This window comes from Azospirillum oleiclasticum, assembly GCF_013423485.1.
GTDB lineage: Bacteria > Pseudomonadota > Alphaproteobacteria > Azospirillales > Azospirillaceae > Azospirillum > Azospirillum oleiclasticum.
In genome coordinates, this window is record NZ_JABFFR010000025.1 from 126,676 (window position 1) to 153,059 (window position 26,384).

At 70.9% G+C, this 26,384-nt stretch carries 25 protein-coding genes; 5 read left to right on the forward strand and 20 right to left on the reverse strand.

Annotation, left to right across the window (positions count from 1 at the left end):
* The first annotated feature begins 4 nt into the window (after positions 1–4).
* The 5 genes from bufB to HL658_RS23445 are packed head-to-tail and all read left to right on the forward strand — an operon-like array spanning position 5 to position 6,409.
* A complete protein-coding gene (gene bufB / locus HL658_RS23425; protein ID WP_180284299.1) occupies positions 5–883 on the forward strand; it encodes an MNIO family bufferin maturase in 879 nt (292 codons plus the stop codon).
* Entirely contained in the window at positions 873–1,619 is a 747-nt protein-coding gene (locus HL658_RS23430; RefSeq protein WP_180284300.1) for an HvfC/BufC family peptide modification chaperone, read from the forward strand. Before bufB ends, HL658_RS23430 begins: the two co-directional genes overlap by 11 nt.
* Positions 1,620–1,624: 5 nt before the next feature.
* Complete coding sequence (locus tag HL658_RS23435) at positions 1,625–2,131, forward strand: DoxX family protein (RefSeq protein WP_180284301.1); 507 nt, start codon at positions 1,625–1,627, stop codon at positions 2,129–2,131.
* A complete protein-coding gene (locus tag HL658_RS37305; RefSeq protein ID WP_246337813.1) occupies positions 2,116–3,837 on the forward strand; it encodes a methyl-accepting chemotaxis protein in 1,722 nt (573 codons plus the stop codon). Before HL658_RS23435 ends, HL658_RS37305 begins: the two co-directional genes overlap by 16 nt.
* A gap of 16 nt (positions 3,838–3,853) precedes the next feature.
* Positions 3,854–6,409, forward strand: coding sequence for a bifunctional diguanylate cyclase/phosphodiesterase (locus HL658_RS23445; protein WP_180284302.1), 2,556 nt, complete (start codon positions 3,854–3,856; stop codon positions 6,407–6,409).
* On the opposite strand, the gene HL658_RS23450 is transcribed toward HL658_RS23445, so the two are convergent.
* From HL658_RS23450 to HL658_RS23545, 20 genes are all read right to left on the reverse strand, one after another.
* Entirely contained in the window at positions 6,406–6,759 is a 354-nt protein-coding gene (locus tag HL658_RS23450) for a hydroxyisourate hydrolase (RefSeq protein WP_180284303.1), read from the reverse strand. The genes HL658_RS23445 and HL658_RS23450 overlap by 4 nt on opposite strands.
* Before the next feature lie 28 nt (positions 6,760–6,787).
* Positions 6,788–7,489 carry a GntR family transcriptional regulator gene (locus tag HL658_RS23455; RefSeq protein ID WP_180284304.1) on the reverse strand — a complete coding sequence of 234 codons (702 nt, stop codon included), beginning with the start codon at positions 7,487–7,489 and terminating at the stop codon, positions 6,788–6,790.
* Between the two features lie 18 nt (positions 7,490–7,507).
* Positions 7,508–8,380, reverse strand: coding sequence for a phytanoyl-CoA dioxygenase family protein (locus HL658_RS23460; RefSeq protein WP_180284305.1), 873 nt, complete (start codon positions 8,378–8,380; stop codon positions 7,508–7,510).
* 31 nt (positions 8,381–8,411) lie between these two features.
* A complete protein-coding gene (locus tag HL658_RS23465) occupies positions 8,412–8,918 on the reverse strand; it encodes an aromatic-ring-hydroxylating dioxygenase subunit beta (RefSeq protein WP_180284306.1) in 507 nt (168 codons plus the stop codon).
* Complete coding sequence (locus tag HL658_RS23470) at positions 8,905–10,242, reverse strand: aromatic ring-hydroxylating oxygenase subunit alpha (RefSeq protein WP_180284307.1); 1,338 nt, start codon at positions 10,240–10,242, stop codon at positions 8,905–8,907. The genes HL658_RS23465 and HL658_RS23470 overlap by 14 nt, the downstream gene beginning before the upstream one ends.
* A 32-nt stretch (positions 10,243–10,274) precedes the next feature.
* Positions 10,275–11,339, reverse strand: a complete 1,065-nt coding sequence (locus tag HL658_RS23475) for an ABC transporter ATP-binding protein (RefSeq protein WP_180284308.1) — start codon at positions 11,337–11,339, stop codon at positions 10,275–10,277.
* Positions 11,340–11,359: 20 nt separating this feature from the next.
* A complete protein-coding gene (locus HL658_RS23480) occupies positions 11,360–12,421 on the reverse strand; it encodes an extracellular solute-binding protein (RefSeq protein WP_180284309.1) in 1,062 nt (353 codons plus the stop codon).
* Positions 12,422–12,462: 41 nt separating this feature from the next.
* Entirely contained in the window at positions 12,463–13,299 is an 837-nt protein-coding gene (locus HL658_RS23485) for an ABC transporter permease (RefSeq protein WP_180284310.1), read from the reverse strand.
* Between the two features lie 5 nt (positions 13,300–13,304).
* Positions 13,305–14,153 (reverse strand): ABC transporter permease, encoded by an 849-nt coding sequence (locus HL658_RS23490; RefSeq protein WP_180284311.1) that lies wholly within the window; start codon positions 14,151–14,153, stop codon positions 13,305–13,307.
* The gene (locus tag HL658_RS23495) at positions 14,150–16,528 is read right to left on the reverse strand and encodes a xanthine dehydrogenase family protein molybdopterin-binding subunit (protein ID WP_211109823.1); all 2,379 of its coding nucleotides are present in this window, start codon (positions 16,526–16,528) and stop codon (positions 14,150–14,152) included. Before HL658_RS23495 ends, HL658_RS23490 begins: the two co-directional genes overlap by 4 nt.
* Entirely contained in the window at positions 16,525–17,016 is a 492-nt protein-coding gene (locus HL658_RS23500) for a (2Fe-2S)-binding protein (RefSeq protein ID WP_180284312.1), read from the reverse strand. Before HL658_RS23500 ends, HL658_RS23495 begins: the two co-directional genes overlap by 4 nt.
* Positions 17,013–17,891: an FAD binding domain-containing protein gene (locus HL658_RS23505; protein WP_180284313.1), complete on the reverse strand. Its 879-nt coding sequence runs from the start codon at positions 17,889–17,891 to the stop codon at positions 17,013–17,015. The genes HL658_RS23500 and HL658_RS23505 overlap by 4 nt, the downstream gene beginning before the upstream one ends.
* A gap of 386 nt (positions 17,892–18,277) precedes the next feature.
* Positions 18,278–18,892 (reverse strand): GAF domain-containing protein, encoded by a 615-nt coding sequence (locus HL658_RS23510; protein WP_180284314.1) that lies wholly within the window; start codon positions 18,890–18,892, stop codon positions 18,278–18,280.
* Positions 18,889–19,761, reverse strand: coding sequence for a phytanoyl-CoA dioxygenase family protein (locus HL658_RS23515; RefSeq protein ID WP_180284315.1), 873 nt, complete (start codon positions 19,759–19,761; stop codon positions 18,889–18,891). The genes HL658_RS23510 and HL658_RS23515 overlap by 4 nt, the downstream gene beginning before the upstream one ends.
* A 23-nt stretch (positions 19,762–19,784) precedes the next feature.
* Positions 19,785–20,894, reverse strand: coding sequence for a cyanuric acid amidohydrolase (gene atzD / locus HL658_RS23520; RefSeq protein WP_180284316.1), 1,110 nt, complete (start codon positions 20,892–20,894; stop codon positions 19,785–19,787).
* The gene (locus HL658_RS23525; RefSeq protein ID WP_180284317.1) at positions 20,891–22,396 is read right to left on the reverse strand and encodes an amidohydrolase family protein; all 1,506 of its coding nucleotides are present in this window, start codon (positions 22,394–22,396) and stop codon (positions 20,891–20,893) included. The genes atzD and HL658_RS23525 overlap by 4 nt, the downstream gene beginning before the upstream one ends.
* The gene (locus tag HL658_RS23530; RefSeq protein ID WP_180284318.1) at positions 22,393–23,502 is read right to left on the reverse strand and encodes an ABC transporter ATP-binding protein; all 1,110 of its coding nucleotides are present in this window, start codon (positions 23,500–23,502) and stop codon (positions 22,393–22,395) included. Before HL658_RS23530 ends, HL658_RS23525 begins: the two co-directional genes overlap by 4 nt.
* Positions 23,499–24,320, reverse strand: coding sequence for an ABC transporter permease subunit (locus HL658_RS23535; protein ID WP_180284319.1), 822 nt, complete (start codon positions 24,318–24,320; stop codon positions 23,499–23,501). Before HL658_RS23535 ends, HL658_RS23530 begins: the two co-directional genes overlap by 4 nt.
* The gene (locus HL658_RS23540; protein WP_180284320.1) at positions 24,317–25,180 is read right to left on the reverse strand and encodes an ABC transporter permease; all 864 of its coding nucleotides are present in this window, start codon (positions 25,178–25,180) and stop codon (positions 24,317–24,319) included. Before HL658_RS23540 ends, HL658_RS23535 begins: the two co-directional genes overlap by 4 nt.
* Before the next feature lie 5 nt (positions 25,181–25,185).
* Positions 25,186–26,280, reverse strand: coding sequence for an ABC transporter substrate-binding protein (locus HL658_RS23545; protein ID WP_180284321.1), 1,095 nt, complete (start codon positions 26,278–26,280; stop codon positions 25,186–25,188).
* Between the last annotated feature and the right edge of the window lie 104 nt (positions 26,281–26,384).

Consider the following 26,384-nt stretch of genomic DNA (forward strand, 5'->3'; position numbering starts at 1 on the left):
TGCCATGGCCGCGACGGCGCCTCGCCCCCACGATATCCCCGACGCGGCGGGCATCGGGCTGCGCGAGCCGCACCGGGAGGCGTTCGTCGCGGCCGGACTTCCCGCCCCCTGGGTGGAAGTCCATTCGGAGAATTATCTGGTGCCGGGCGGCCCGCGGCTGGCTGGCATCGAGCGGGTGCGGCGCGACCGGCCGCTGAGCTGCCACGGCGTCGGCCTGTCGCTGGGCAGTGCCGGTGGTCTGGACCCCGACCATCTGCTGCGGCTGCGCGCGCTGTACGACCGGCTGCAGCCCGGTCTGGTGTCGGAGCATCTGGCCTGGAGCGTGGCGGACGGGGTGTATTTCAACGACCTGCTGCCGCTGCCCTACACCGAGGAGAGCCTGGATCTCGTCTGCCGCAACATCGACCATGCGCAGGACGCCTTGGGCCGTCGGATCCTGGTGGAGAACCCGTCGGCCTACATCGCCTTCGCCGACAGCGCCATTTCCGAAGGCGAGTTCCTGGCGGCCCTGGTGGCGCGCACCGGATGCGGGCTGCTGCTGGACGTGAACAACCTGCATGTTTCCGCGACCAACCTCGGCTTCGATCCGCGGCCATGGCTGGACGCGATACCCGCCGCGGCGGTCGGGGAAATCCATCTGGCCGGCCACGCGCGGCTCCGGATCGGTGAGGAGGATCTGCTGATCGACGACCACGGCAGCGCCGTCGGCGAACCGGTCATGACACTCTTCGCCACCGTCATGCGTCGCATCGGCCCGCGGCCGGTGCTGATCGAATGGGACAACGACCTGCCGGAGCTGGATGTGCTGCTGGCGGACGCGCAGCGCGCGCAGCGCGTCATGGACACCGCCGCGACCGTGCCGGAGCTCTGTCATGCTCGCTGACACGCAGCGTGGCTTCGCCGCCCATCTGCTGTGCGGCGAGGCGGGGATCGAGGAGTCCCTGCGGCCCGGCCTGCCGGCCGCGCGGCTGGGCGTCTACCGCAACACTGTCATGGGCTCGCTCGCCGCCGTGCTGGGGCAGGCCTATCCCACGGTTCGGCGAGCGTTGGGGGAGGATCGGTTCACCTCGCTCGCCTGCCGCTTTGCCGCGGAGAACCCGCCGCGCCGGCCGATGCTGTGGAGCTACGGAGGCGATCTGCCGGGCTGGCTGGAGGCGGCCGGTGATGCGCTGCCGCCCTGGGCACCGGATCTCGCGCGCCTCGACCGCGCCATGCACGAGGCGCTGTTCGCCGCGGACGCCGACCCGTTGGACCCCGCCCGGCTGGCGTCGGTGCCGCCGGACCGGGTGGACACCCTGCGGCTGGTCCTGCACCCCTCGGTGCGCCTGATCCTGGCCGGCTGGTCGGTTCATGCCCTGTGGAAGGACCTCGACGCGGTACCGCGCGCCGAACCGGAGGCGGTGCTGGTCGGCCGGACGGACGGCGAGGTGCGGTGCGCCCGCCTCGACCCGCCCGACGGCGCGCTCGCGGCCGCGTTGATCACCGGCCGCACGCTCTCGGACGCGGCGGCGGAGGGTGGGCCTGAGGGCGGTGGCGACCTGCAGGCGATGCTTCTGCGGCTTCTGCACAACCGGCTGGTGGTCGGCTACGCGCTCGACGCCGGCCCCATGGAGGGATGACAGCCATGACACCGTCGCTTTCGCTGCCCCCGCTGTGGCGTGCGGCAGCACTGTTGCGCGCGACCGCCGACCGGCTGGAGCGGCACGCGGCACCCCTGGTCGATCTCGGCGTCCGGCTGGCCATGGCCCCGATCTTCTTCCGGTCGGGACTTCAGAAGATGTCGGATTGGCCGGCCACCGTGTTCCTGTTCGAATACGAGTATCAGGTGCCGGTGCTGCCGCCCGTCCTTGCCGCCGCCCTGGCGACGGCGACCGAGCTGACCATGCCGGTTCTGCTCGTCCTGGGGCTGGGCACGCGGCTGGCGGCGCTTCCCCTGCTGGTGATGACGCTGGTCATTCAATTCGCCGTCGGCAGCATCAATCCTTCCTTCTACCATCCACAACATTATCTGTGGATGGTAATGCTGACGGGTCTGGTGGTGCGCGGCGGCGGCACGCTGTCGCTCGACCACTTGATCACCCGCCGCCTGTTCCGCGACCACCGGGGAGCGTCGCCATGTCCATCACCGTGAGCGCCACCCCGGCCCCGTCCGGCAGCCACCGGCGCATCGCCCGGCTGGGCTGGCTTCTGTCCGCCGGGCTGATCGCGGTGCTGGCCCTGGTGCTGGGAGTCAGCGCGGTGACGGTGCAGGGCATCCGCGCGGTGGACGAGCGTTGGACCGCCTACGATCTGGGTGCCGCGGCCAAGGCCGACGCCCTGTCCGACCTGCGCGGCGCGCTGGGCTTCGGCGGGGTGATCCACCGGCTTGGCGATTTTCTGCTGACCGGCGATCCTGCGGCGGCGACGGAGGTGCGGCGCAGCCTGGGTGCCGCCACCGCCAACCTCGACGTCTACCGTTACGCGGGCACGCTGACCGCCGCCGAATCGGCGGCGCTCGATACCGTGGCGGCGACACTGTCGCAGCTCGAACCGGCCCTGGCGCGCGCCGAAACGGCGCTCAAGGCCGGGACGCCGCCCGATCGCGTCGCGCGCGAGGTGCGGCTGGACACCGCCCCGGCGGTGGCCGCGATGCGCACCCTGAACGGCGAGCTGACGCGCGGCCGTGCGGCGCTGGGGGAGGCCAACCGCGAAGGCATCGCCCGGCTGAACGCCAGCGTGCTGACCGGGGGAGGGGTCGCGCTGGTGCTGTTGCTCGGCATCGCCGGGCTTTTCCTGTGGTTCACCCATCACGGCATCGTCCGGCCGCTGGCGCGGTTGTCCGCCGCCATGCTGCGGCTGGCCGGCGGTGATCTGGAGTCGCCGGTGCCGCTGACTGGTCGGCGCGACGAGATCGGCAGCATGGCCGGCACGGTCGAGGTGTTCCGCGACGGTTTGATCGGCCTGCGCGCCGCCGGCGAACGCGAGCGCACCGAAGCCGAGCGCGACCGCCAACGGCAGGAGGCGCTGGAAGGCAACCTGCGCGCCTTCGAGGCGGAGATCGGCGCGTTGGCCGGAGCGCTGGCTGGGCGCGCCGACACCCTGAACGGCACCGGCCGCGACCTCGCCCGATCCGCCGGGCGCACCATCGACAGCACACGGGAGGTGTCGGCCGCCGCGGCGCGCACCGCCGGCACCGTCCAGGCCGTCGCCGCCGCCACCGAGGAACTGTCCGCCTCGATCGCCGAGATCGGCACCCGGGTGAACGGCTCGGTGGAGATGGCGACCGCCGCGGCCGGGCAGGCGGAGCGTTCCTCGGCCACCGTCGCCAGCCTGTCGGAGGCGGTGCAGCGCATCGGCGAGGTTGTCGGGCTGATCAACGCCATCGCATCGCAGACCAACCTGCTGGCGCTGAACGCCACCATCGAGGCGGCGCGGGCGGGAGAGGCCGGCAAGGGCTTCGCCGTTGTGGCGCAGGAGGTCAAGAACCTCGCCAACCAGACGGCGCGCGCGACAGAGGACATCACGCAGCAGATCGACGCGATCCGCAGCGCCACCGACGGCGCCGTCAACGCCATCCAGGGAATCGGCCACAGCCTTGACGAGGTGTGCCGGATGGCGCACGACATCGCCCACGCCGTGACCCAACAGGACGTCGCGACGCGCGACATCGCCCGCAACATCCAGGAGACGGCCGGTGCCGCCGGGGCGGTCAGCGCCGCGATGGAATCGGTGTCGCAGGCCGCGGAGCAGGCGGGATCGGCGGCGGAAGGCATGTTCGCCGCGGCGCAGTCGCTGGGCGGCGAGACGCAGCGGCTGCAGGCCGCGGCCCGGCATTTCTCCGACACGCTGCGGGCTTGACGGGCAAGGGGGACGCATGGACGTGGTGGCGGCGACGGCCGATGGCGGCGGGACGGCGGTGGAGCCCGCGGTCACGGACGGTGGGGCGGCCCGGAGGCCGCACCGTGTCCGCCTGACCATCGCCCAATCGTCGCTGCTGCTGGCGGCGCTGCTGGTGGTGTGCCTCGCCGCCATGACCGCCGTGGGCGTCCGGTTGAAGGCCGGGATGAACGACACGGCGGAGGGCTGGCGCGTCTATGACCTGGAGGCCGCGACCAAGGCCGACGCGCTGTCGGACCTGCGCGGGCATCTCGGCCTCGGCGGGGTCATCGACCGCTACCACCAGGGGCGGCATGCGGGCGATGCGGAGACCGCGGCGGCACTCACGCGGTCGCTCGGACTGGCGCGCGCCAACCTCGGCATCTACCGCGACATCGCCGACCTGACACCGGACGAGGAGCAGGCGGTCACCGCCATCGCCCGTTTTCTCGACGCCGTCGAACGCGACACCATCGGCGGTGACGCCAAGGATTTCGACGAGTGCCGGCGCGAGGCGGTACAGGCGCTCGCCACCCTCAACACCCGTCTGACCGTGCAGCGCGCCCGTCTCACCGCCGCCACGCTGGAGGACATCGAGGATCTCCAGCGTCTCATGGCCTTCGGCGGCGGGCTTATCGCGGTGCTGGTGCTGGGGCTGGCCGGGTCCGCCGTGTGGTTCACCCGCGCCCGCATCGTCGGGCCGCTCGGCCGGCTGGTCGAGGACGCGCGGCGGCTGGCGCGGCGCGACCTCGACCGGCCCTTCCGCTGGCCGGCGCGCGACGAGCTCGGGCTGCTCGGCCGCACGCTGGAGGACAGTCGCAACGCGCTGCGCACCCTGTTCGCCGCGATCGAGGAGAAGTCCCTGCGCCTGGGGGAGAGCGAGCGGCGCTACGCCATGGCCGCCGCCGCGGCCAACGACGGGCTGTGGGATTGGGATCTCGTCGGCGACCACCTTTACCTATCGCCCCGGATGCGCCAGATGCTGCGCTTGGCTCCCGATGCGCACGGCGGGTTGGGCGCGGTTCTGGCGAAGGTCGACGACCGCGACCGTCAAGCCGTCCGTGATGTGCTGGCGAGAACGGAGCAGGGCTCCAGCGGTGACGGCTTCGAGGTGGAGTTCCGCACCGTGCCCGGTGCCGCGGAGGCGGCCTGGGTGCTGCTGCGTGGCGTGGTGGCGCGCGACGGGGACGGGCGCGTCGTGCGGTTGGCCGGCTCCGCGTCGGACATCGGCGACCGCAAATCCTACGAGGCGCGGCTGGTCCATCAGGCTACGCATGATTTCCTGACCGGACTGCCCAACCGCGCCCATCTGGTGCGCTGGCTGCATGACCGGCAGGAGGCGACGCAAGGCGGCCCGCGGCCGGAACTGGCGCTGCTCTTCCTCGACCTGGACGGGTTCAAGAGCATCAACGACAGCTTCGGCCATGCGGTGGGCGACCGGCTGCTGATCGCCGCGGCCGGGCGCATCGCCGGGCTGCTGGCGGAGGGGGAAATCGCGGTCCGGATCGGCGGCGACGAGTTCGTGGTCGTGGTGCCGGGCGGGCAGGACTGCGCGCTCGCCCGCGCCGGCGCGCTGGAGGCCGCCTTCCAGCCGGCGCTGCGCGTGGGCGGGATGGAGCTGCGGGTGGGCGTCAGCATCGGGCTGGCGGTGGACGACGGCACCGGCGACGACCCCGACCAGCTCCTGCGCGACGCCGACATCGCGCTCTACCGCGCCAAGGAGCGCGGGAAGGGGCGCACGGTGCTGTTCGACGCGTCGCTGCGCGAGGCGATCCTGATCCGCAGCCGCCTGCAACGGGACCTTCCCCGCTCTCTGGCCGGCGGGGACGTGTTCCTGCTCTACCAGCCCATCGTCGCTCTGCCGGCCGGCGAGGTGGTGGGATTCGAGGCGCTGGTGCGCTGGCGCCATCCGGAGTTGGGCATCGTCAGCCCCGCCCGCTTCATCCCCATCGCCGAGGAGACCGGCCAGATCCTGCCACTCGGCCGCCATGTGCTGGAACAGGCGGTGGCCCAGCTCGCCCGCTGGCGGCGGATGACGCCGGGGCGCGGGCTGACCGTGAACGTCAACCTGTCCGCCCGCCAGATGTGGGACGAGGGTTATGTGGACGAGCTGCTCGGCTTCATCGCCCGCAGCGGGGTGGAGGGGCTGAAGATCGAGGTGACGGAGAGCATGACGGTCACCGACCAGGACCAGGCCGGCACCATCCTGCAACGCTTCCGCGCGCTGGGTGTGCCGCTCTGCATGGATGACTTCGGCACCGGCTACTCGTCGCTGTCGCACCTGGGCGACCTGCCCTTCGACGTGCTGAAGATCGACAAGAGCTTCGTCAGCGCGGCCGGCACCGACCCGCGGCGGGAATCCCTGCTGCGCGGCATCGTCGACCTCGCCCACCGCCTGGACCTGTCGGTGGTGGCGGAGGGAATCGAGACGGAGACGGAACGCGCGATCGTGTCACGGGCCGGCTGCGACTACGGCCAGGGCTACCTGTTCGCCCGGCCCCTGCCGGCGGCGGAGGCGGAGGCGCTGCTGCTCGCCCCGGCGGCTTCCTCCTAGGCACCGCGGAACAGCGAATAGCCCCAGGGGGTGAATTTGAGCGGCAGGTGGTAGTGCTGGGCCGCATCCGCGATGGCGAAGCGGAAGGGCACATCCTCCAGGAAGGCGGGCTCGGGCAGGGCCATGCCCTGGCCGCGCAGCCAGGGGCCGATGTGGAAGACCACCTCGTACGCTCCGGCGTCGATGCCCGCGCCACCCGTCACCGGGTGGTCGAGCGTGCCGTTGGGCTGCAGCGTGCCCTCGGCGATCAGCCGGCGCTCCGGCTCCAGCCGGTAGAGCTCGACCCGCATCCCGGTCGCCGGAACCCCGCGCGACACGTCCACCGCGTGCACCGATACGCCACCCGCCATCAACACCTCCCCCATTGCCGACGACCGGTCAGGTCGCGATCTCCCGCAGCGCCCGCATGACGGCGACACCGGTGTTGTGCATGTGCTCGCCCAGCCGCCGGCCCATCAACTCGCCGTCGCGGGCCAGCAGCGCCGTCATGAAGCTCTCGTGCTCCTCCAGGGATTCGTCCCAGCGCGCCTGGAGCATGTTGGCAATGTAGCGCGCCCGACGGATCTTGCCCGAGAAATCGGCGTGCAGCCCCAGCAGCACGCCGTTGTCGGCGACCGTGGCGATGGCGCCGTGGATGGTCTGGTTCAGCCGGAAATACTCCGTCCGCTGCCCGTTGCGGTGGTGGTGGCCGAGCTGCTCGTGCAGGCCGCGGAGATGGTCGATCTGCGCGTCGGTCGCCCGTTCGCAGACCAGCCGGCCGTTCAGCACCTCCAGCCCCGCCATCACCTCGAAGATGTCGGCGACCTCGCGGATGCTGATCGGCTTCACGATGGCGCCGCGGCTGTGCAGCAGCTCCACCAGCCCTTCCGAGGCCAGCACCTTCAGCGCCTCGCGCAGCGGCGTGCGCGACACCCCGAACTCGGTGCAGAGCTGGACCTCCGGGATGTGCGCGCCGGGGGGAAGCTCACCCTCCAGGATCATGGCGCGCAGGCGCGCCGCGACCTCGCCATGCAGGGTGGTGCGCCCGATGGTTCGGGCGCCGCTGTCGGTCAGTAAGGTTTGCTCGACGGTCGTCGTCATGGGGCGTTTCTCTGAGGGTCAATCGGATCCGGCCGCCATGGCGGCCTGGCGGTCACGCTCGGCATCCTCCAGCGGGTTGTAGGGCCGCTCGACGAACACCTTGCCGCGGTCGCTGGGCCGCACGCCGGCGGCCAGGATGGCGCCGTCATCGACCTTGGAGAGGGGGGTGTAGGCGGGGTGGTGGTGGGCGATCACCGGGCTGTTGGAGCGGCCGTTGTAGCACGAGATCAGCACCCAGCGCCGCTTGTCCGAGGCGTTGGCGTCCGAGGCGTGCGGCATGTTGGCGTGGAAGAACAGCACGTCGCCCGGCTCCTGCTCCACATGCACCCGCTCCAGCCGCTCCAGAAGATGCTCCATGCGGCGCGGGTCGCAGGAGACCTGCTTGCCGGACAGCATGTGGTCGATGCGCCCGCATTCGTGCGCGCCGCGCAGCACCTGGAGGCAGCCGTTCTCCCGCGTGCTGGGGTCGAGCGCCAGGATGCAGGTGGCCATGCGTGGGAACAGGCAGCCGCTGGCGTACCAGTAGCCGTAGTCCTGGTGCCATTCCCAGGCGCCGCCGACCTGCGGATCCTTGGCGTTGAGCTTGGAGTTGTAGTGGTAGACTTCCTCGCCGATCAGCGATTCCATGCTGTCGACGATGCGGGCGCTGCGCGAGAACAGGCCGAAGATGTCGTCGCCCGGCTCGTTCCACACCGTCATGCGCGTCCTGCTGCCGGTGGAGTCGCTGCGGAAGTAGGCGGCACTCTTCAGCGCGTCGTCCTCCTCGGCGCTGCGGCGGATCAGTTCCACCTCCTGTGGAGAGAACATGCCGCGGGCGACGACGAAGCCGTCGCGGTTGTAGGCGGCTATCTGGTCGGGGGTCAGGGCAAGGGGCGAACGGGCCATTGCCATGGGATGGGCCTCCCTTGTGTGCGGGACGGCGTCAGAGATAGACGCCGATGGAGGTGAAGGGCGCGTTGCAGTTCACCAGCGTGACCTTCTTCAACGCGATGCGGAAACCGTCCTCGGAGCGACGCAGGCTGTACTCGTAGCGGCCGGCGTACCAGCGCGGCTCCGTGTGCCGGTATTCCGCCATGACGAAAGCCGCGTACGCGCGTACGCCGGCCGGCTCGCCCGGCACCGCCTCCGCCTCGATGTTGGAGACGAGGTGCACGGTGCGGGATTCCGGCACTTGGACATGCACATCCGGGTGTTTCAGGCGCCGTATGCGCGCCGCCATGGTCACGCGGTCGTCGTAGAAGAGGGACACCGCCTCCTCCGGGCTCTTCTGGTCATGGCGGGTGGGCGCCCAGTAGGCACCGTCCTCGGTGAACAGGTCTCGCCAGTCATCGAAGCGCCGCTCGTCCAGCAGCCGGCATTCGCGGTTCACGAAGGCGGTCACCGCGTCCAGTGTGGGGGAGGGCGGGTACACCCGGTCAGCCGCGCTCATTGCCGTTGCCTCCGCACAGGAAGGAGATCCAGTTCTCCGCATACTGGATTCGCGACACGAACTCCGACGTGCCCTGGCCGCGCCAGCCGCCCTCGTGCCAGGGCTCCTCGCTGCCGGGGTGGCCGGCGAACAGGACCCAGTCGTGGGCACCGCTCTGCAACCCGGCCTGTGCCCGCTCGAACACCTCGATGTCGTCGGTCTGGATCATCGACGCGGCGGAGTGGGTGGCCGCCAGCGAGCGGATGGCCCCGGTGTTGTACGCCTCCGGCGCGCCCTTCAGCGCCACCGGAAAGACGTTGATCTCCGTCCGGTCCACGGAGATGGGGCGGACGACACGGATGTGCTGGCCGAAGGCCTGGAAGGTCATGCTGGGCCAGATCACGCTGTTGAAGCGGTCGTAGTTCAGGATTTGCCGCGTGCGGTCGACGCCGTGCCGCGCCTCCAGCCGGCGCACATACTCCTCGTAGACGGGGCCGCTCGGCAGCGTCTCCACCGGCGGGCGGCCCTGGTAGCCGTGGCCGTAGGGGAAGCCCACCACACCGAACGGCTCCCAGTCGATGGACTTCTTGCCGTCGACCATGATCCGCGGTCCGCCACCGTGGCGGGAGAACTGGCGCCCGTCGTCGTCGAGCGTGGAGACGTGGGTGTAGGTGGCGTGGTGCAGGTCGACGCCGTTGTCGATCTGCAATTTCCAGTTGGCGCGGATGATGTAGCGGCTGCACCCGCCGACGAAAGCCACCTCCCCATCCGGCGCGCGGTCGACCAGATCGTCGATGCTGTGCCTGATGCCGTTGAGGTAGGTTTCGAGGTCCGGCCCCTCCTCCGTCAGGCTGGCGAAGACGAAGCCGCGGTATTCATCCACCCGCGCCGCGCGGGCAAGCGACATCCAGGACTCGATCTCCGCGCGGTCGTGCGGGTAGCTGCGCCGCTGCGGCAGGGACGCCAGCGTGCCGTCGGACCGGTAGGTCCAGCCATGGTACGGGCACTTGAAATGACGGGTGTTGCCGCTGTCCGTCGCGCAGACCGACACGCCGCGGTGGGCGCAGCGGTTGGACAGGACGTGGATGGCGCCCTTGGCGTCGCGCGTCATGATCACCGGCTCGCGGCCGATGCGGGTGGTGATGTAGTCGTGCGGGTTCGGCACCTGCGAGGCGTGGCCGACGAAGATCCAGGCGCGCCCGAACAGGCGCTCCATCTCCAGATCGAAGATGCCGGGGTCGGTGTAGAGCGACCGGTGCACCCGGTCGGGCCGCACCAGCGTGCGCAGCTCCTCGTCGGTGAAGGCCGGCCGGGGCCGGGCCGGCGGCGGCATGAGGCCGTCCATGGCGTTGTCTCCCGTTGCGGTTGGTGGGCCGCTCAATGGTCGTGCAGGATGATGGCGCGCTCCGGCTCCCAGCAGACGCGCACGGGCTGGCCGGGGGCGGGCAGCGCGTCCTCCGGCCGGCCATCGACGGTGAGCGTGCCGCCGTCGCCGAGGTCGACCGCGAGGCTGACGTGGCTGCCGACGAAGACGCTGTCGGTCACGCGCCCGTCCAGCACGTTGTAGCCGTTGACCGCCGCCCCGTCGGGCAGCAGCCGCAGCCATTCCGGCCGCAGGCCCAGGGTCAGCCCGCGGCTGCCGATCGGCACGCCGGACGGCAGCCGCAGCGGCGACGCGCTGCCGCCGCGCGGCCGGCCGTCGGCGGCCAGCGGCACGAAGTTGATGCGCCCGACGAAGGAGGCGACGAAGCGGCTGGCCGGGCGCATGTAGATGTCGCTGGGCGTGCCGATCTGCTCCACCCGGCCGCCCTGCATCACCACGATGCGGTCGGACATGACCATGGCTTCCGTCTGGTCATGGGTGACGTAGAGGGTGGTGATGCCCAGCGCCTTCTGGATGGCGCGCAGTTCCTGCTGCATGGCCTCGCGCAGCTTGAGGTCGAGTGCCCCCAGCGGCTCGTCCATCAGCAGGATGGCGGGCGGGTGCGCCACCGCGCGGGCGATGGCCACGCGCTGGCGCTGGCCGCCGGACAGCTCGCCCGGATGACGGTCGCCCATCCCCGTCATCTTGATGAGGTCCAGCAGTTCGCCGGCGCGGCGCCGCCGCACCGCCTCCGGCGCGCCGCGCTGCTTCATGCCGAAGGCGATGTTCTCGGCCACCGTCAGATGCGGGAACAGGGCGTAGTTCTGGAAGACCATGCCCACCTCCCGCTTGTTGGGCGGCAGGTGCCCGACCTCGCGCCCGTCGATCAGCACACGGCCGCCGGTGGGATCGACGAAGCCGGCGATGATGCGCAGCGTGGTGGTCTTGCCGCAGCCGGAGGGACCCAGCAGCGTCAGGAACTCCCCCTCCTCGACCGCGAGGTCGAGGGCGGCGAGGGCGACCGAGGAGCCGAAGCGGCGCTCGACCCGTTCCAGGAGGACCTTGGGCGGTCTGGTCATGGGATGATCTCCGCGGGGGGTCAGCGGGTGATGCTGCGGTTCCATTTCTGGACGTAGGCCGCCTCGTTCACCTTGCCGAAGTCGATGCTGTACATGCCGGCGAGCTGGTCGGGCGACAGGCGCAGGAAACCGTAGTCGGGGTTTTCGCGCAGCTTTGCGAGCGCCGGGCCGCTCACCGGCACCTGCCCGCCGGCGGTCAGGGTGGCGACCTGCATCTGGTCCGACAGGAAGGCGTTGATGATCCATTCCGCCGCGGCGGCGTTCTTCGCCCCCTTGATCTTGACCAGATAGCCCTGCTTCAGCACGCCCGACTTGCCGGCGACGGGCGGGAAGGCGATGGCGAGGTCGACCTGGCCCTTCAGGCGCTGGACGTTGCCGGCCTGCGCCGCCGCCGCCCACACGTCGCCCGAGGCAAGCTGGGTCTGGAGGTTGGAGGAGGAGGACCAGAAGCTGGCCGGGCCGATCGTCTTGACCAGCTCCAGCCCCGGCCCGATGTCGGCCTCGCCGCCGCCGGCCTCGTGCGACATGCCGACGATGGCGGGCATGGCGCCGCCGGCGCTGATGTCGGGCAGCGAGACCTTGCCCTTGAGCTTGGGGTTGGCGAGATCGGCGTAGCGGGTGGGGGCGGGGATGCCGGCCTCGGCGAACTTCGCCTTGTTGTAGACGATGCCCTCCTGGGTGATCCAGACCATCACCTTCTTGTCGTCGTAGAAGGCCTTGTCGACCTTGGCGATGTTGGGGATCTTGGTAAGGTCGATGGTGTCGAGGAAGCCGCCGGCCGCGAGCTGCGGCAGCAGGTTGTCCATCGTCTCCAGCACGTCGAAGGGCGGCTCCTGCCCGCGCGCCGCGATCAGCTTCGCCATGTTGTTGGCGGGCTGACCCAGCACGAACTCGATCTTGCCGCCCTCCGCCTCGAAGGCCTTGGCGACGTTGGCCTCGACGATGTCGCGCCACTTGCCGCCGAAGGTGCCGATGCGCACCGTCACGCCATCGAACTGGCCGGCGGCGGCTGTGCCCGCGGTCAGCGCCAGCGCGATTGCCGCCGCACCAAGCCCGCCCATCAGCCGTTTGAAGCTCTGCATGTTCCGTCTCCCTGTTCTTGTCCAGCCAGCCGGAGGCGCCGTCAGTCCGCGGCCCCGGTCTTCACGAACTTGTCGAGCCCGACCACCCGCTGCACCGCCCACACGACGACCAGCGACAGCACCGTGACGATCGTCGAGATGGCTAGGATCGTCGGCTCGAAATCGAACTGCATGGAATGGAAGACCTCGACCGGGAAGGTCACCTGATGGCTGCCGGCGAGGAACACCGACATCGGGACTTCGCTGAACGAGATCATGAAGGCGTAGAGCGCACCGGCGAAGATGCCGGGCTTCAGCATGGGCAGCGTCACCTGCCACAGGGTGCCGAGACGGCTGGCGCCCAGCACCAGCGCCGCCTCCTCCACCGTCTGGTCGAAGCGCTGGAGCACCCCCACCAGCGTGCCCACCACATAGGGTGTGGCGGCGAAGACGTGGGCGATCACCATGCCGGTGAAGCTGCCCACCGCGTACCAGCCGGTGGCGGCCCCCAGCGCGTAATAGAGCTGGAGGAAGGCCACCCCCGACACCACGGCCGGGATCTGCATGGGCGCACGGAAGACGGCGAGGATCGCCGCCTTGCCAGGAATGTTGGAGCGCACGATGCCGATGGCCGCCGGGATGCCGATCAGGCAGCTCGCCAGCGTGCACAGCCCGGCGATGCGCAGGCTGTTCCACAGCGCGTCCCAGTAGCGGTCGGGGATGCGCCAGTAGGATTCCAGCGTGAACCGCTCGGGCGGGAACACGACATACGCCCGCTGCCCGTAGTCGAAGGAGGAGACGATCACGAACAGGATTGGGCCGAGCAGCACCGTGTAGGCGACGGCCAGGACCAGGGCCGCGGCGATGCGTTCGGGGGTGCGGTGATGGAGCTTCGCCATGGCCGTCACACCAGCATGCCGCGCCGGGCGCGCGCGAGCAGCGCCACCGAGCAGCCGTTGATCACGATGACCACGGTCAGCAGCAGCACCGCCAGCGCCGCCCCCAGACCGTAATTGGTCTCCAGCAGCACGGTGCGCTGGATCACCACCGGCAGCGTCAGCACCTTGCCGGCGCCGATCAGCGCGGTGGAGGAGAAGCCGCCCATGCTGACGTTGAAGATCATCAGCCCGCCGGCCGCCACGCCGGGCAGGCAGAGCGGCAGCACCACCTGCCGGAACACCTGCCAGCGCGAGGCGCCATGGACCTGCGCCGCCTCCTCCAGCGAGCGGGGGACGGTGACGATGACGCTGTAGAAGAGCAGGATGGCGAAGCCCAGCGTGTAGTACATCAGCCCCAGCACCACGCCCGGCAGGGTGCCGATGATGGTGATGGGCCGCTCGATCAGCCCCAGCGCCATCAGCGCCCCGTTCACCGGCCCGTTGCTGCTGAAGATCATCATCAGCCCCAACACCTTGATGACGATGGTGATGAAGGACGACACCACCACCGCCGACAGCAGGACGATCGACAGCCGCCCGTCGGTGCGCGCGATGACGTAGGCGACGGGGAAGGCGATCAGCAGCGTCAGCACCGTCGCCATGGCGGAGACCCCGATCGACAGCCCGAGCGACTGCACGAAATAGCTGTCGGTGAAGATCTCGATGAAATTGTGCAGCCCCACCGCCGGGTCGAACTGCCCCATGCCGAGGTCGCGGTGCAGGCTTCCCTTCAGGAAGATGATCTGCGACGCCAGCAGCAGCAGCACCGACAACGCCAGCGGCGGAAGCAGGACGATGTCCCAGCGGGCCTTCATGGGGTGCCTCCCTCTCCATTCCGGGGCCCGGTCCGGAGCCCTGTTTGGAGCAATGTCTCGAGGATGCGCACGGGGGACAGCGGCGCCTCGGCGAAGCGCGCGCCGAACGGGGCGAGCGCGTCCTCCACCGCCGACACCACGGCCGCCGTCACCGGGATCACCCCGACCTCGCCGGCCCCCTTGACGCCCAGCGGGTTCAGCGGCGACGGGCTTTCCCGGTACAGAAGCTCGATGGGCGGGGCGTCGTGCGCGGTGGGCAGCAGGTAATCGGCGAAGGTGGTGGTCAACGGCTGCCCCTGCTCGTCGTGGCGGAACTCCTCCAGCAGCGCGTTGCCGATGCCGTGGACGATGCCGCCGGTCACCTGCCCGTCGACGATCAGCGGGTTGATCCGCCGGCCGCAGTCGGTCACCGCCACATAGCGCAGGATGCGGACGCCGCCGGTCTCAACGTCCACCTCCACCTCGCAGGCGTGAAAGGCGTTGGCGTAGGCGAGCTGGTCGAAGCGGGCGTGCTCCACCGCCTCCAACCCCGCCGACACACCGTCGGGGAAGGCGTAGCCCGGCAGCCCGCGCAGCATCCCGGCGATGCGGGCGAGCGGCACCGCCATGCCCGGCACCCCGTCCACCTCGACCATGCCGTCGCGGATGACGAGGTCGGCGGCTGCGGCCTCCAGCAGGCCGGAGGCGACGGCCAACGCCTTCTCCCGCACCGCGCGGGCCGCCATCAGGACTGAGGAGCCGGCGGTCACGGTCTGCCGGCTGGCGTAGCCGCCATGGCCCAGAGACACGAAGCCGGTGTCCCCGGCGATCACATCCACCCGCTCCACCGGCACGCCCAGCGTGTCCGCCGCGATCTGCGCCAGCGCGGTCTTCAGCCCCTGGCCCATGGCCAGCGCGCCGGTGTAGACCGACACCCGACCATCCGGCATGACGCGCACCAGACCGGATTCGAAGGGGCCGCGCCCCGTGCCCTTCACCGCATGCGCGATGCCGAGACCGATGTGGCGCCCGGCGGCGCGCGCCGCCGCCTGCCGCGCGCCGAAGCCGTCGTAGCCGATGGCCTCCAGCCCCATCGCCTGACAGGCGGGATAATCGCCGCTGTCGTAGGCGATGGGTGCGCCGGCGCGGGTGCGCATCGGGGTGGGGTAGGGCATCTGGTCCGGCCGGATCAGGTTGCGCCGCCGGATCTCGGCGCGGTCCAGCCCCAGCCGCTCCGCCGCCCGGTCCATCAGCCGTTCCATGACGAAGCAGCCTTGCGGGTAGCCCGCCCCGCGCACGGGGATGACCGGGACGAGGTTGGTGCGCACCACCGCCACGTCCATGTCGTAGGCCGGCAGCGCGTAGGGGCCGGGCAGCGAGGTGGCGCTGTTGAACGGCACGTTGACGCTGTGCGGGGCGTAGGCGCCCTGGTCGTGCACCAGCGTGCCCCGCACCGCCAGCAGCCGGCCGTCCCCATCCAGCGCCATCTCCACCGACCAATGCTGGTCGCGCTCCTGGATGGCGCTGACGAAATGCTCCTGCCGGTCCTCGATCCATTTGACGGTGGCGTCGAGCGCCCTGGCCGCCGCGGCGACCGCGACCTCCTCCGGGTAGACGAGGTATTTGGTGCCGAAGCCGCCGCCGACATCCGGCGTCACCACCCGCACCCGGTCCTCCGGCAACGACAGCCGTTCGGCCAGAGTGTGGCGCAGCTCGTGCGGCATCTGGGTGGAGGACCAGACCGTCAGCTCGCCGCTCTCCGAACAGTGACGGGCGACGACGCCGCGCGTCTCCATCGGGCTGCCGCCGCCCCGGTGCAGGCGAAAGCGTTCGGCCACCACGGCGTGCGCGCCGGCGAAGGCGGCGTCCACCTCGCCGAAGGCCACGCGGAAGCGCTTGAACAGGTTGCCGTCGGCCGTCGAACAGGCGCGTTCCGCACCGGCGTCGAGGGCGGCGCGCGGGTCGGTCACCGCCGGCAGCGGCTCGTACTCGACCACCACCCGCTCCGCAGCGTCCTCAGCAACCCGGCGGGAGGAGGCGACCACGATGACGACCGGCTCTCCCACATGCAGCGCCTCGTCGCGGACCAGGGCGAAGGGCATCACCTCCGGCGGAAGCTGCCCCTCGGGAAAGGCGATGGGCAGGCGCAGGTCGGTCAGCAGCGGCGTCAGGTCGGCGGCGGTCAGCACCGCGGCCACGCCGGGCAGGGCGCGGGCGTCCGCCGTGTCGATGCCCAGCACGCGGGCGTGGGCGTAGGGGCTGCGCACGAAGGCGGCGTGCAGCGTGCCCGGAAGCCGCAGATCGTCCACGAAACGCCCGGCACCTCGCAGCAGCGCCGGATCCTCGATGCGCGGGACGCGGGTGCCCAGGGTGGCGGTCATGACGGTGGCGGTCATGGCGCAGCCTCCGCGGCCAGGACCGTCGCGGCGTCGAGCGCCGCCGCAACGATCGGCTGGTAGCCGGTGCAGCGGCAGAGGTTGCCGGACAACGCGTCGCGCACCGCTGCCTCGGTCGGACAGGGGTCGGCGCGCAGCAACTCCACCAGCGTCATCAGCACGCCGGGCGTGCAGAAGCCGCATTGCAGGGCGTGGTGACGGCGGAACGCCTCCTGGAGCGGGTGCAGCGCGGATCCCCGCGCCAGCCCCTCCACCGTCTCGACCGCAGTGCCCTCCGCCTGCACGGCGAAGAGCAGGCAGGAGCGCACCGCGGTGCCGTCCACCAGCACGGTGCAGGAACCGCAGACCCCATGTTCGCACCCCACATGGGTGCCGGTCAGGCCGAGATCCTGGCGCAGCGCGTCGGCCAGCGAGACGCGCGGCTCGACGGTGAGCGTCACCTCCCGTCCGTTGACCGTCATGGATATGGCGCGGGGATCGCCGGTCATGCGGCAACCCTCTTGCGGTCGGCGCGCCCCACGGCGGCGGTCAGCGCCCGCTTCGCCATGGCGGTGGCGAGGCGCGCGCGGTACCAGAGCGGCGCCTGCGGGTCCTCCAGCGTGACGCAGGGGCCGGCCAGGGCGGCGGCCTCGGCAATCAGTGTGGTGTCAGGGGTGCGGCCCATCAGCATGGCCTCCGCTTCCGTCACGCGCAGCGGGGTCGCGGCCACCGCGCCGAGCACGAGGCGCACGGCGTCGACCCGCCCGGCCCCGTCCAACGCGACCAGGGCGGCAGCCGAGGCCATGGCGAAGTCGCCGGGCCGCCGCGCGAACTCGGCGAAGCCGGCGCCATGGCCCTCGGGCCACGCGGCAAGCTCCACCGCCACCAGCATCTCGTCGGGCTCCAAACCCGTGGTCATCATGCCCAGCGCGAACTCCTCCATGGCAAGACGGCGGGTGCCGCGCGCGCTGGCGGCAACCAGCCGCGCGTCCAGCGCCAGCGCCGCCGCCGGGATTTCCGCCGCCGGGTCGAGGTGGCAGAGGCTGCCGCCGACGGTGCCGCGGTTGCGGGTGACGGGGTGGCCGATCTGCGCGACCGCCTCGGCCAGCAGGGGCAGGCGGCGGCGGACGACGGGAGAGGCTTCCAGCGCCCGCTGGCGCACCATGGCGCCGAGCGTCACCCGGTCCGCCCCTTCCTCGATGCGGTCGAGCCCGTCCACACGGTTGATGTCGATGAGGGTGGCGGGTGCCGCGAGCCGCATGTTCAGCATCGGCACCAGCGACTGGCCGCCGGCCAGGATGCGGGCGTCCGGCTGCCCGGCCAGAAGGCCGAGCGCCTCGTCGAGCGAGGCGGGGCGGTGGTAATCGAACGGCGGCGCTTTCATGGGTGGAAAGGCTCCGGTTCCGCGTCGGGTGTGGCGTCCGTCGACCTGTGCGGCAAAACGACGCGCCGATCATCCCTTCGCAGAATCCGTGCCAACCCCTGCGGATCACCCCCGTCGGGCTCGCCCGTCAGGGCATCCCGTTTGCTAGCGGATTGATCGCGCAGAAAATTATCGTACACGTGCGATTTATTCGCTCCTCCCCGAACGGCACTTGATCCCGCATCAGTTGAAGAGCGTCACGCGTCCGGTCGTTCCCATAAAAGACGTGTTTTTGGGCACAGTGTCAGATGATGAGCAGCGTGATCATTGTCGATGCATAATGAATTACAGTGGCTGTACGGCTGTGATCAGGCTGCGGGGGCGGTTTTTGCAGCCCCCGCACGCCATCACCCGATGGTGTCCGGCTCCTGCCAGGGCGGCAGGCTGTCGGCCAGCCGGGCCAGGAAGTCCGGACCGCCCTGGGCCACCCACACAGCGGCGGCGAGGTCGGCGAAGTGGAGCAGCAGGTCGAGGTCGCCGCGGTCGTAGGTGTTCCGCGCCTGGGCCGCCACGTTGAACATGCCGAGCACCGTGCCCCGCCAGACCACCGGCGCGTAGAGGGCGGAGCCCATGCGCGCGGTGGAGAGGATCTGGCGGAACATGGTGTCCTGGTCGGTGTTCGGCAGCACCACCGCCTCGCCCGTGCGCACCACGTAGCCGGGGCGGCTGTCGCGCATGCTGATGCGCAGCCGGTGTTGTTCCGGCGGGAAGTCGTGCTCGGCGATCAGGATCAGGTGGTCGCGGGCGGGGGCGGCGAAGAAGATGCCGGACACGCCGAAATCCCGCTCCCCCGGCTTGAGGGCGCCCGGCCGCAGTCGCGCCTCCGGATCGCCCAGGCAGGCGCGGGCGGCCCGCGTCAGGGCCGACACCGCGCTTTCGGGATCGCCGGCCGAGCGGGCCTCCGCCGACGCCGTCAGCAGTGCCGCGAGCACCGAGGTCACATGGGAGAACTGGTCCTTCACGACGACGCCTCCTCGCCGAAATGCTTGAAGTGGCGTTTCGCGAAAGCCTTCTGGTTGTTGTAGATGGAACCCTTGTGCTCCGTCGGGTAGGGCAGCCGTACGAAGGAGCCGTCGAAGCCCACCACGTTGGTCGGCTCGCCGGAGACGAGGCGGCGGTTGTACTCGTCGTAGTCCACCCCGTAGAACAGCGGCCAGGCGTCGGCGGCGGCGTATTCGAAGAACAGGATGCGACGCTTGCGGGCGGACTCGTTCAGCGCCGAGCCGTGGATCGTCAGCGGGTGGTGGAAGGACACGGTGCCCGCCGGCCCGGTCAGCGGCACCGCGGCGTTCAGGTCCAGCGTCGCCGGGTCGATGGCGCCGACGAAGTAGCCGCCGTCGTGATGGTCCTTCAGCCCCCCCTTGTGGCTGCCGGGCAGCACCAGCATCGGCCCGTTGTCGAGCCCCACATCGTCCAGCATCACCGCGGCGATGGCGAGCGCCATGCGGCTGTGCGGGATGAAGGCCCAGTCCTGGTGCCATTCCAGCGGCGCGCCGTAGCGCGGCGCCTTCATGTTCACCTTGCTGTGGTGCAGACGGACGTTCGGTCCCAGCAGCCGGTTGACGACGGCGCGCATCGCCGGGTGCCGCGCCGTCTCCATATAGAGCGGGTCGACGTTGTGCGGCTTCTTGATGCGGCGGACGCGCGGATCGTCGGGGGTGTGCGAGTCCTCAAGGTCGAAGACGTCGTTCTCCACCTCCACGCCGCGGGCGGACGCAACCACGCGGTCGGTGAGGTCGGACAGTGCGGCGACCTCCGCCGGGGACAGCAGCGCCTCGGCGACGCAACAGCCGCGCTGCTCGAAATCCTGGGCCAGTTGGTTGGTGTCCATGGGTGTGTCTCCTTCCCTAACGTTCATTGGCGTTCGACGATGGCGGCGACCACGGCGCCGCCGGGCGGCCCCTGGTGCTCCGCCCCGCCGGACAGATAGACGTGCGTGTCGCCGGTGACCGCCCCCAGCACCCCGCTCATGAAGGCGCGGTAGTGGCGGACGGGGTGGATGTCGCTGTCGTCCAGCATCACGTGCTGCGCGCCGCGCAGCCGGTCGGTGGCGGGCGGCTCGCCCTTGACGATCAACCCGGCCAGCCGCAGCGGCCCCGCCGGTTCGGCCTGCCCGCCTGCCAGCGTCATGCCGAGCCGGCGCAGCAGGGCCGCCACAGCCGGGGCGTCGAGCGGGTCACGCATGGTGGTGCTGCCCACGCTCTGCGGCCCGGACCAGCCGCGCGCGTTGCCCAGCACGAGCACGCTGGCGCGGTCGTCGTCGATGCCGGCGGTGACGCAGGCGCGGCCGGTGAACAGGTCGGGGCGGGCGGCGATGGCCGCCTCCGTCGCGTCCTCAACCCCCACGTCGCCCAGCGCCACGGCGACGCCCAGCGCGCTGGCGGCGCGCGAGCGGCCCTTGATGGTGCCGATGCTGGCCGCCGACAGGCCGGCGGCGCGGGCCGGGTCGTGGAAGTCACCCGGCATGGGGATCGGGCATTTCACCTGAACGAAGGCCACGTCGGCGGGATCGGTGATCCCCGCCTCCGCCATCGCCGCGCGCACCGCGTCCGCGGTGGCGGCGATCTGGGCGGCCCGGCCGATCGCCTCCGGCGCCAGCGGGACGGAGGCGGCGGTGGCCAGCGCCAGCGCCCGCTCGTCGCCCTCCGCCGCCGCGGAGGGCCCGGCGCAGAAGACCAGCAGGTGCGGGGCGTTCATCCCCTCGGTCCCGCCGGACAGGACGAAGAGCACGCGGGCCCGCACCTCCGCCGGCGCCACGCCGAGCCGGCGCGCCAGCTCGCCGGCCACGGTCACGGTCGCGAACTCACGGGTATGGTCGTTGGTCAGGCCGTTGCCGGGCGTCTTGCCCATCACGGCGACGATGCGGGCCGGATCGATGGTGCCGGCGTCGATCAGGGCGGCCAGCGCGCCGCAATCGCCCGGATCGGGCATCGGGACACGGTGCACCCGTGCTGTGCGGGTCATGGTCCGAACTCCCCATAGCGGGTGAAGGGAAAGGGGGATGCGGCGAGGCACTGGCAGAAGGCCGCGGTGTGCGGTGCCAGCGCCTCGGCCAGCGCCTTGCGCTCACCCACCGTGGCGCGGATGCGCTCGACCGTGCTCTCGACGCGGGCGCGCAAGGTGTCGAGATCGACCAGGGTCGGCCGCCCGTCCTCCACCACCGTGCGCCCGCCGACCATCACACGGCGGACCGCGGCGCCGTTCTCCACGAACAGCATCTGCACGAGCGGGTCGTTGAGCGGCAGGTAGTTGACGTGCCGCAGGTCGAGGAAGGCGAGGTCGGCGAGGTAGCCGGGGGCGATGCGGCCGAGCCGGCCGGCGAAGCCCATGCTGGCCGCCCCGTCCTCGGTCGCCATGCGCAGCACCTCGCGCGCCGTCAGCCAACGTTCCGGGTCCGGTCCCATGGCGTGGCTGATCAGGGCCGCCGTGCGCATCGCCTCGAACATGTTCAGCCCGTCGGCGCAGCTCGACGCGTCGGTGCCGAGGCCGACCGTGATGCCCCGCTCCAGCATGCGCCGGGCGCGGGCGAGGCCGGAGCCGAGGCGCAGGTTGCTGCCGGGGTTGTGGGCGATGGCGGCCCCGCGTGCCGCGATGCGGTCGAGATCGGCGTCGTCCACCCACACCGCGTGGGCAGCGGTGAAGCGCTCGTTCAGCAGGCCGGCGGCATCGACCCGCGCCGTCAGGCTCTCGCCGTAGCGGGACAGGCCTGCCACCGCCTGCACCTTGGATTCGGCCAGATGCATGTGCGTGCGCAGACCCGTCTCCGCCGACAGCTCGGCGCAGGCGCGCATCAGCCCGTCGGAGCAGTGCAGCGGGATGGTGGGGGCGAGGCCGAGGGGGGCGGTGTCGGCGTCGAACGGCCAGTCCCGCGCCACCCGCCGCATCGCCTCCACCAGCGCCTCGGGACCGGCGAAGCGGATCGCCTCCACCTGCGGACGGAGGGTTTCGGGCAGCGCGTCCTTCAGGCCGGGGATGGCGCCCCACAGGCCGGTGTCGGCCAGCATCGGCATCATCTGCACCCGCATGCCGGCGTCGACGTGGCCTTGCGCGGCGGCGGCGATTCCCTCCGGCGAGGGCATGGGGATCTCGTTGTGCAGGTCCACCGCCGCCGTGCAGCCCTTGGTCAGCATCTCCACCGCGCCGAGCTGGGCGGCGATGTAGCGGTCCTCCGGCGTCAGCAGGGCGTTGGTCCAGGGGCCGTGGTTCAGGTGCAGCTCCAGCGTCCAGCGATCGTGCACCCCCTTGGCGAAGGCGAGGTGGCTGTGGGTGTGGGCGTTGACCAGACCGGGGATCACCATGCAGCCGACGGCGTCCAGCCGCTCCGCATCCTCCGGTCCCGGTGCGCCCGGCGGCAGCACGGCGGCGATGCGGCCGTCCTCGATCAGCAGGTCGGCGAAGGGGGCATCGGGTGTTTCGGCGTCGAGCAGGCGGGCGCCGTCGATGCGCAGGGGGCGGCGGCCGGTCATTGCGGCAGGTCCCCGGCCACGGGCACGCAATCGGCGGGGGCGACGGCGACCGCGACCGTATCGCCGGGGGCGGGCAGCGGCCGACCGTCGGCCTTCACCACCGCCTCCAGCCGCCGTCCTTCCGGCAGCGTCAGGTCGAAGCGCAGATCGGCGCCCAGATAGTGCAGGCGGGTGACGGTGGCCGGCAGCCGGTTGAAATCGCCGTCCAGTTCGGTACCGGCTTCGACCACATGCAGCCGCTCCGGCCGAACGGCAACGCCGGACGGGGCCGGCGCGCCCACCCGCGGATCCGGCAGGCGCACCCGCAGCGCCAGCCCCTCGGTGGTGCGGAACAGGGCGGAGCCGTCCGGCAGCGCCGACTCCACCACACCGTCGAACCAGTTGCAGCGGCCGAGGAAGGAGGCCACGAAGGCGTTCTCCGGCCGCTCATAGAGGCTGCGGGGCGGGCCGATCTGCTGGATGCGGCCGTGGTTCATCAGGACGATGCGGTCGGCCATGGCGATGGCCTCCTCCTGGTCGTGGGTGACGATGAGGGTGGTGGTGCCGGCCGCCGACAGGATCTCCCGCAGCTCGTGCCGCAGGTCGTGGCGCAGCCGGGCGTCCAGGTTGGACAGCGGCTCGTCCAGCAGCATCACCGACGGGTTGGGGGCGAGCGCCCGGGCCATGGCGACGCGTTGCTGCTGCCCGCCGCTGAGCTGCGACGGCCGCCGCTCGTCCAGCCCGTCGAGCCGGACGAGGCGCAGCACCTCCCGCCGTCGCCGCTCGCGTTCGGCTTTCGGCACGCCGCGGCGCTTCATGCCGTACTCGACGTTCTCCGCGACCGTCATGTGCGGGAAGAGCGCGTAGTCCTGGAAGACCAGCCCGATGTTGCGCTCGTAGGGGCGGGCGTTGCTCATGTCGCGGCCGTCGATGGCGACGACGCCGGCGTCCGGCCGCTCGAAGCCGGCGAGGATGCGGAGCGTGGTGGTCTTGCCGCAGCCGCTGGGGCCGAGCAGCGCCACGCACTCTCCGCGTTTGAGCTCGAAGGACACGCGGTCGAGCGCCGCCGTGCGGCCGTAGCGCTTGGAGATGTTCTGGATGTCGACAACGGGCTGTGATGCGGTCATGAGCGGTAGATTCCGTAGCCGATGACGCGGTCCAGCCCGACGAGGCGGTCGAGCACCAGGATCGCCACGGCGGTGAGGCCGACGAAGAGGGCGGAGACGGCGGCGATGGTCAGGTTCAGGTTGGCCCGCATCTCCGCCACCAGAGCCACCGGCAGGGTGGTGGTGAAGGGATCGGACAGGAACAGGCTGACCGCCACCTCGTCGAAGGACAGCACGAAGGCGAAGAGCGCGCCGGACAGGATGCCGGTGCGGGCCAGCGGCATCACCACGTCGAGGTAGGCGCGGAACTCGCTGGCTCCCAGGATCATGGCCGCCTCGACCAGCGAGCGGCGGATGCCGACCAGCGCCGCCAGCGTGGCGCGCAGCGTGAAGGGCAGGGTGATGATGATGTGGCCGAACAGCAGCCGCCACCAGCCGTCGCGCACCCCCAGCGTGGCGCAGAGCGCCAGGATGGAGAAGCCCACGACGACCGTCGGCACGAACTTGGGCGACAGGAACAGGGTCTCCAGCGCGTCGCGGCCGGGGAAGCGGAAGCGGTCGAGGAAGACCGCCGCCATGCCCCCGGCCACCACCGAGACGCCGGTCGCCAGCAGCCCGATCTGCAGGCTGACCCACAGCCCGTCGAGATAGGCGGTGTTCTCCCACAGCGCCTCGTACCAGTGCAGCGACAGGGACGGCGGCGGGAAGGGGCCGATGTACTCCCGGGCGTCGAACGACATCACCACCGACACCGCCAGCGGGATCACCAGGAACAGCACCGCCGTGCCGAACAGCAGCACGAAGAGAACGGACGCGACGACATCCCCCAGCCGCTTCACCGGACACCCCCCGCCGCCGGCCACAGCCGGCGGATCACCGCGGTCAGCCCGAAGACGATGCCGAAGGACAGCACCAGCATGATGATCCCGATGGCGGCACCCGACGGAAAATTCGCGATCTCCGAGAAGCGGATGTACATGAGGTTGGAGACGAACAGCACCACCCCGCGCCCGAGGATCAGCGGAACCACGAAGTTGCTGATGCACATGGCGAACGCGATCAGGAAGGCCGACAGCAGCCCCGGCACCGCCAGCGGCAGCACCACCCCCGTCACCGCCCGCCAGCGCGGGGCACCCAGCGCCATCGCCGCCTCCTCCAGCCGCGGGTTGATGTTCTGCACCGTGCCGATCAGCGTCAGCGCCACGATGGGCAGCACGAAATGCAGGAGACCGACCATCACCTGCACCTCCGCGAAGGCCGCACTCGACGCCGATGTGCCGAAAAGCTGGGCGATGCCCTTCAGTGGCCCGGTGGGCCCGTAGGCCATCAGGATGGCGTAGAGCCGCGCCACCACGCTGAGGAACAGCATGGCGATCAGCAGCCCCAGGATGCCCTTGCGCAAGCCCCGCCGCGGCGTGCGCGCCGCGACATAGGCGATGGGGAAGGCGAAGATCAGGGCCAGCAGGCTGACCAGCGCGCCGATCCGGAACGTCTCCCAAAAATACAGCGCGTAGGCGGGGTTCAGCAGCTCCGCGTAGTTGGCGAGGGTGAGCGGGCGGTCGGCCTGCCCGCCGACCCGGCCGCCCACGAACTCACGCAGGCTTTCCAGCGCCAGCAGCCCGAGCGGGGCGACCATCAGGCCGCCCAGCAGCAGGCCGCCCGGCACCAGCAGCAGCCAGGCCGCCGGTGTTGGGCGCATCCCCGTCAGGCCCGGAGCAGAGGGACGATTTCCGTTTCCCACCGCTTCGCCCAGTCGTTCACCTGGGCGGACAGGTAGCCGAAATCGGCGACGTGGGCGTATTGCGCCAGCTCGTCCGGGGTGTAGTAGAAGTCGGCCGCCTTCTCCCCGACCTTGGCCTTGGGGTTGGTCGGGCCGGACCCCAGCGGGATGTTGTACATCTCGTTGACGTCGGCGCGGGCGAAATGGTTGGCGAAGCGCTTGGCCGCCTCGGTCCGGTCGCTCTTCAGGATGCCGAAGCCCTCGTTGTAGAGGAAACCCTTGTTGTCCTTCAGCCGGTTGAGGATGGTGACCGGGAAGCGGTCCTTCACCACCGACCAGCCGCCGTTGTTGAAGAAGGCGACCGACACGTCGCCGGCGCTCATGGCGTTGATGAATTCGGAGTTGTTGTTGATCACGCGGCCGATGTTGCCGCGCTTGGCCAGCTCCTTCAGGAACTCCCAGCCCGGCTCGACGTTGCGCTCGTCGCCGCCGCGCTGCATCGCCAGGGTGACAAGCAGCAGGCCGGTCAGGTTGACCGGGTAGGGCACGCAGATCTTGCCCTTGAAGCGCGGTTCCAGAAGCTGCTCGATGCTCTCGATGGGCTTGTCGACGAGATCCTTGCGGTAGCCCCAGAAGGCGCCGGCGGTGCTGAGCGGCACGCTCATCAACTGGCCCTTGGCGTTCTTCTGGAAGAAGATCTCCGGGATCTCCTTCAGGTTCGGCATCTCCGCCACGCTGACCGGCTCCAGCCAGTCCTCCTTGATCATCGCGGAGAAGACCGGATCCCAGCAGGAGATGACGTGGTAGGGGACGTTGGGCCAGTTCGGCTTGATCTTGGCGACGATCGCCATGGCGCCGCCGGCGTGCAGTTCCCAGGCGATGCGGTCGCCCGTCTCCTTCTCATAGGGGGCGACGATCTTCTTCGACACGTCGATCCAGGCGGCGCCCCACTGCACCACCATCAGGTTGGTGCCGGCGGCCTGCGCCGGCCTCACCAGCCCCGGTCCGGCCACCGCCGCCGTCGTGCCGGCGAGAGCCGCACCCTTCATCCACTGGCGCCGCGTCAATCCGCTCGTCATCCCGTGCCTCCATCCCGTTCGTGCAATCCCTGTGTACGAACGGGATTACAAGAAGCGTGCCAGAAGCGGAGCGATTGGGAATCAACAGGCGCCCGGTTCATAAG

Bases quoted from the DNA above. Each gene is read 5' to 3' on its own strand.
- atzD (WP_180284316.1), bottom strand. From the start codon at position 20,894: ATGACCCGCACAGCACGGGTGCACCGTGTCCCGATGCCCGATCCGGGC.
- HL658_RS23430 (WP_180284300.1), top strand. From the start codon at position 873: ATGCTCGCTGACACGCAGCGTGGCTTCGCCGCCCATCTGCTGTGCGGC.
- HL658_RS23460 (WP_180284305.1), bottom strand. From the start codon at position 8,380: ATGGCAATGGCCCGTTCGCCCCTTGCCCTGACCCCCGACCAGATAGCC.
- HL658_RS23545 (WP_180284321.1), bottom strand. From the start codon at position 26,280: ATGACGAGCGGATTGACGCGGCGCCAGTGGATGAAGGGTGCGGCTCTC.
- HL658_RS23485 (WP_180284310.1), bottom strand. From the start codon at position 13,299: ATGGCGAAGCTCCATCACCGCACCCCCGAACGCATCGCCGCGGCCCTG.
- HL658_RS23480 (WP_180284309.1), bottom strand. From the start codon at position 12,421: ATGCAGAGCTTCAAACGGCTGATGGGCGGGCTTGGTGCGGCGGCAATC.
- HL658_RS23455 (WP_180284304.1), bottom strand. From the start codon at position 7,489: ATGACGACGACCGTCGAGCAAACCTTACTGACCGACAGCGGCGCCCGA.
- HL658_RS23495 (WP_211109823.1), bottom strand. From the start codon at position 16,528: ATGACCGCCACCGTCATGACCGCCACCCTGGGCACCCGCGTCCCGCGC.
- HL658_RS23445 (WP_180284302.1), top strand. From the start codon at position 3,854: ATGGACGTGGTGGCGGCGACGGCCGATGGCGGCGGGACGGCGGTGGAG.
- HL658_RS23470 (WP_180284307.1), bottom strand. From the start codon at position 10,242: ATGGACGGCCTCATGCCGCCGCCGGCCCGGCCCCGGCCGGCCTTCACC.
- HL658_RS23465 (WP_180284306.1), bottom strand. From the start codon at position 8,918: ATGAGCGCGGCTGACCGGGTGTACCCGCCCTCCCCCACACTGGACGCG.
- HL658_RS23525 (WP_180284317.1), bottom strand. From the start codon at position 22,396: ATGACCGGCCGCCGCCCCCTGCGCATCGACGGCGCCCGCCTGCTCGAC.
- HL658_RS23515 (WP_180284315.1), bottom strand. From the start codon at position 19,761: ATGGACACCAACCAACTGGCCCAGGATTTCGAGCAGCGCGGCTGTTGC.
- HL658_RS23475 (WP_180284308.1), bottom strand. From the start codon at position 11,339: ATGACCAGACCGCCCAAGGTCCTCCTGGAACGGGTCGAGCGCCGCTTC.
- HL658_RS23435 (WP_180284301.1), top strand. From the start codon at position 1,625: ATGACACCGTCGCTTTCGCTGCCCCCGCTGTGGCGTGCGGCAGCACTG.
- HL658_RS23540 (WP_180284320.1), bottom strand. From the start codon at position 25,180: ATGCGCCCAACACCGGCGGCCTGGCTGCTGCTGGTGCCGGGCGGCCTG.
- HL658_RS23490 (WP_180284311.1), bottom strand. From the start codon at position 14,153: ATGAAGGCCCGCTGGGACATCGTCCTGCTTCCGCCGCTGGCGTTGTCG.
- HL658_RS23530 (WP_180284318.1), bottom strand. From the start codon at position 23,502: ATGACCGCATCACAGCCCGTTGTCGACATCCAGAACATCTCCAAGCGC.
- HL658_RS23500 (WP_180284312.1), bottom strand. From the start codon at position 17,016: ATGACCGGCGATCCCCGCGCCATATCCATGACGGTCAACGGACGGGAG.
- HL658_RS23450 (WP_180284303.1), bottom strand. From the start codon at position 6,759: ATGGCGGGTGGCGTATCGGTGCACGCGGTGGACGTGTCGCGCGGGGTT.
- bufB (WP_180284299.1), top strand. From the start codon at position 5: ATGGCCGCGACGGCGCCTCGCCCCCACGATATCCCCGACGCGGCGGGC.
- HL658_RS37305 (WP_246337813.1), top strand. From the start codon at position 2,116: ATGTCCATCACCGTGAGCGCCACCCCGGCCCCGTCCGGCAGCCACCGG.
- HL658_RS23505 (WP_180284313.1), bottom strand. From the start codon at position 17,891: ATGAAAGCGCCGCCGTTCGATTACCACCGCCCCGCCTCGCTCGACGAG.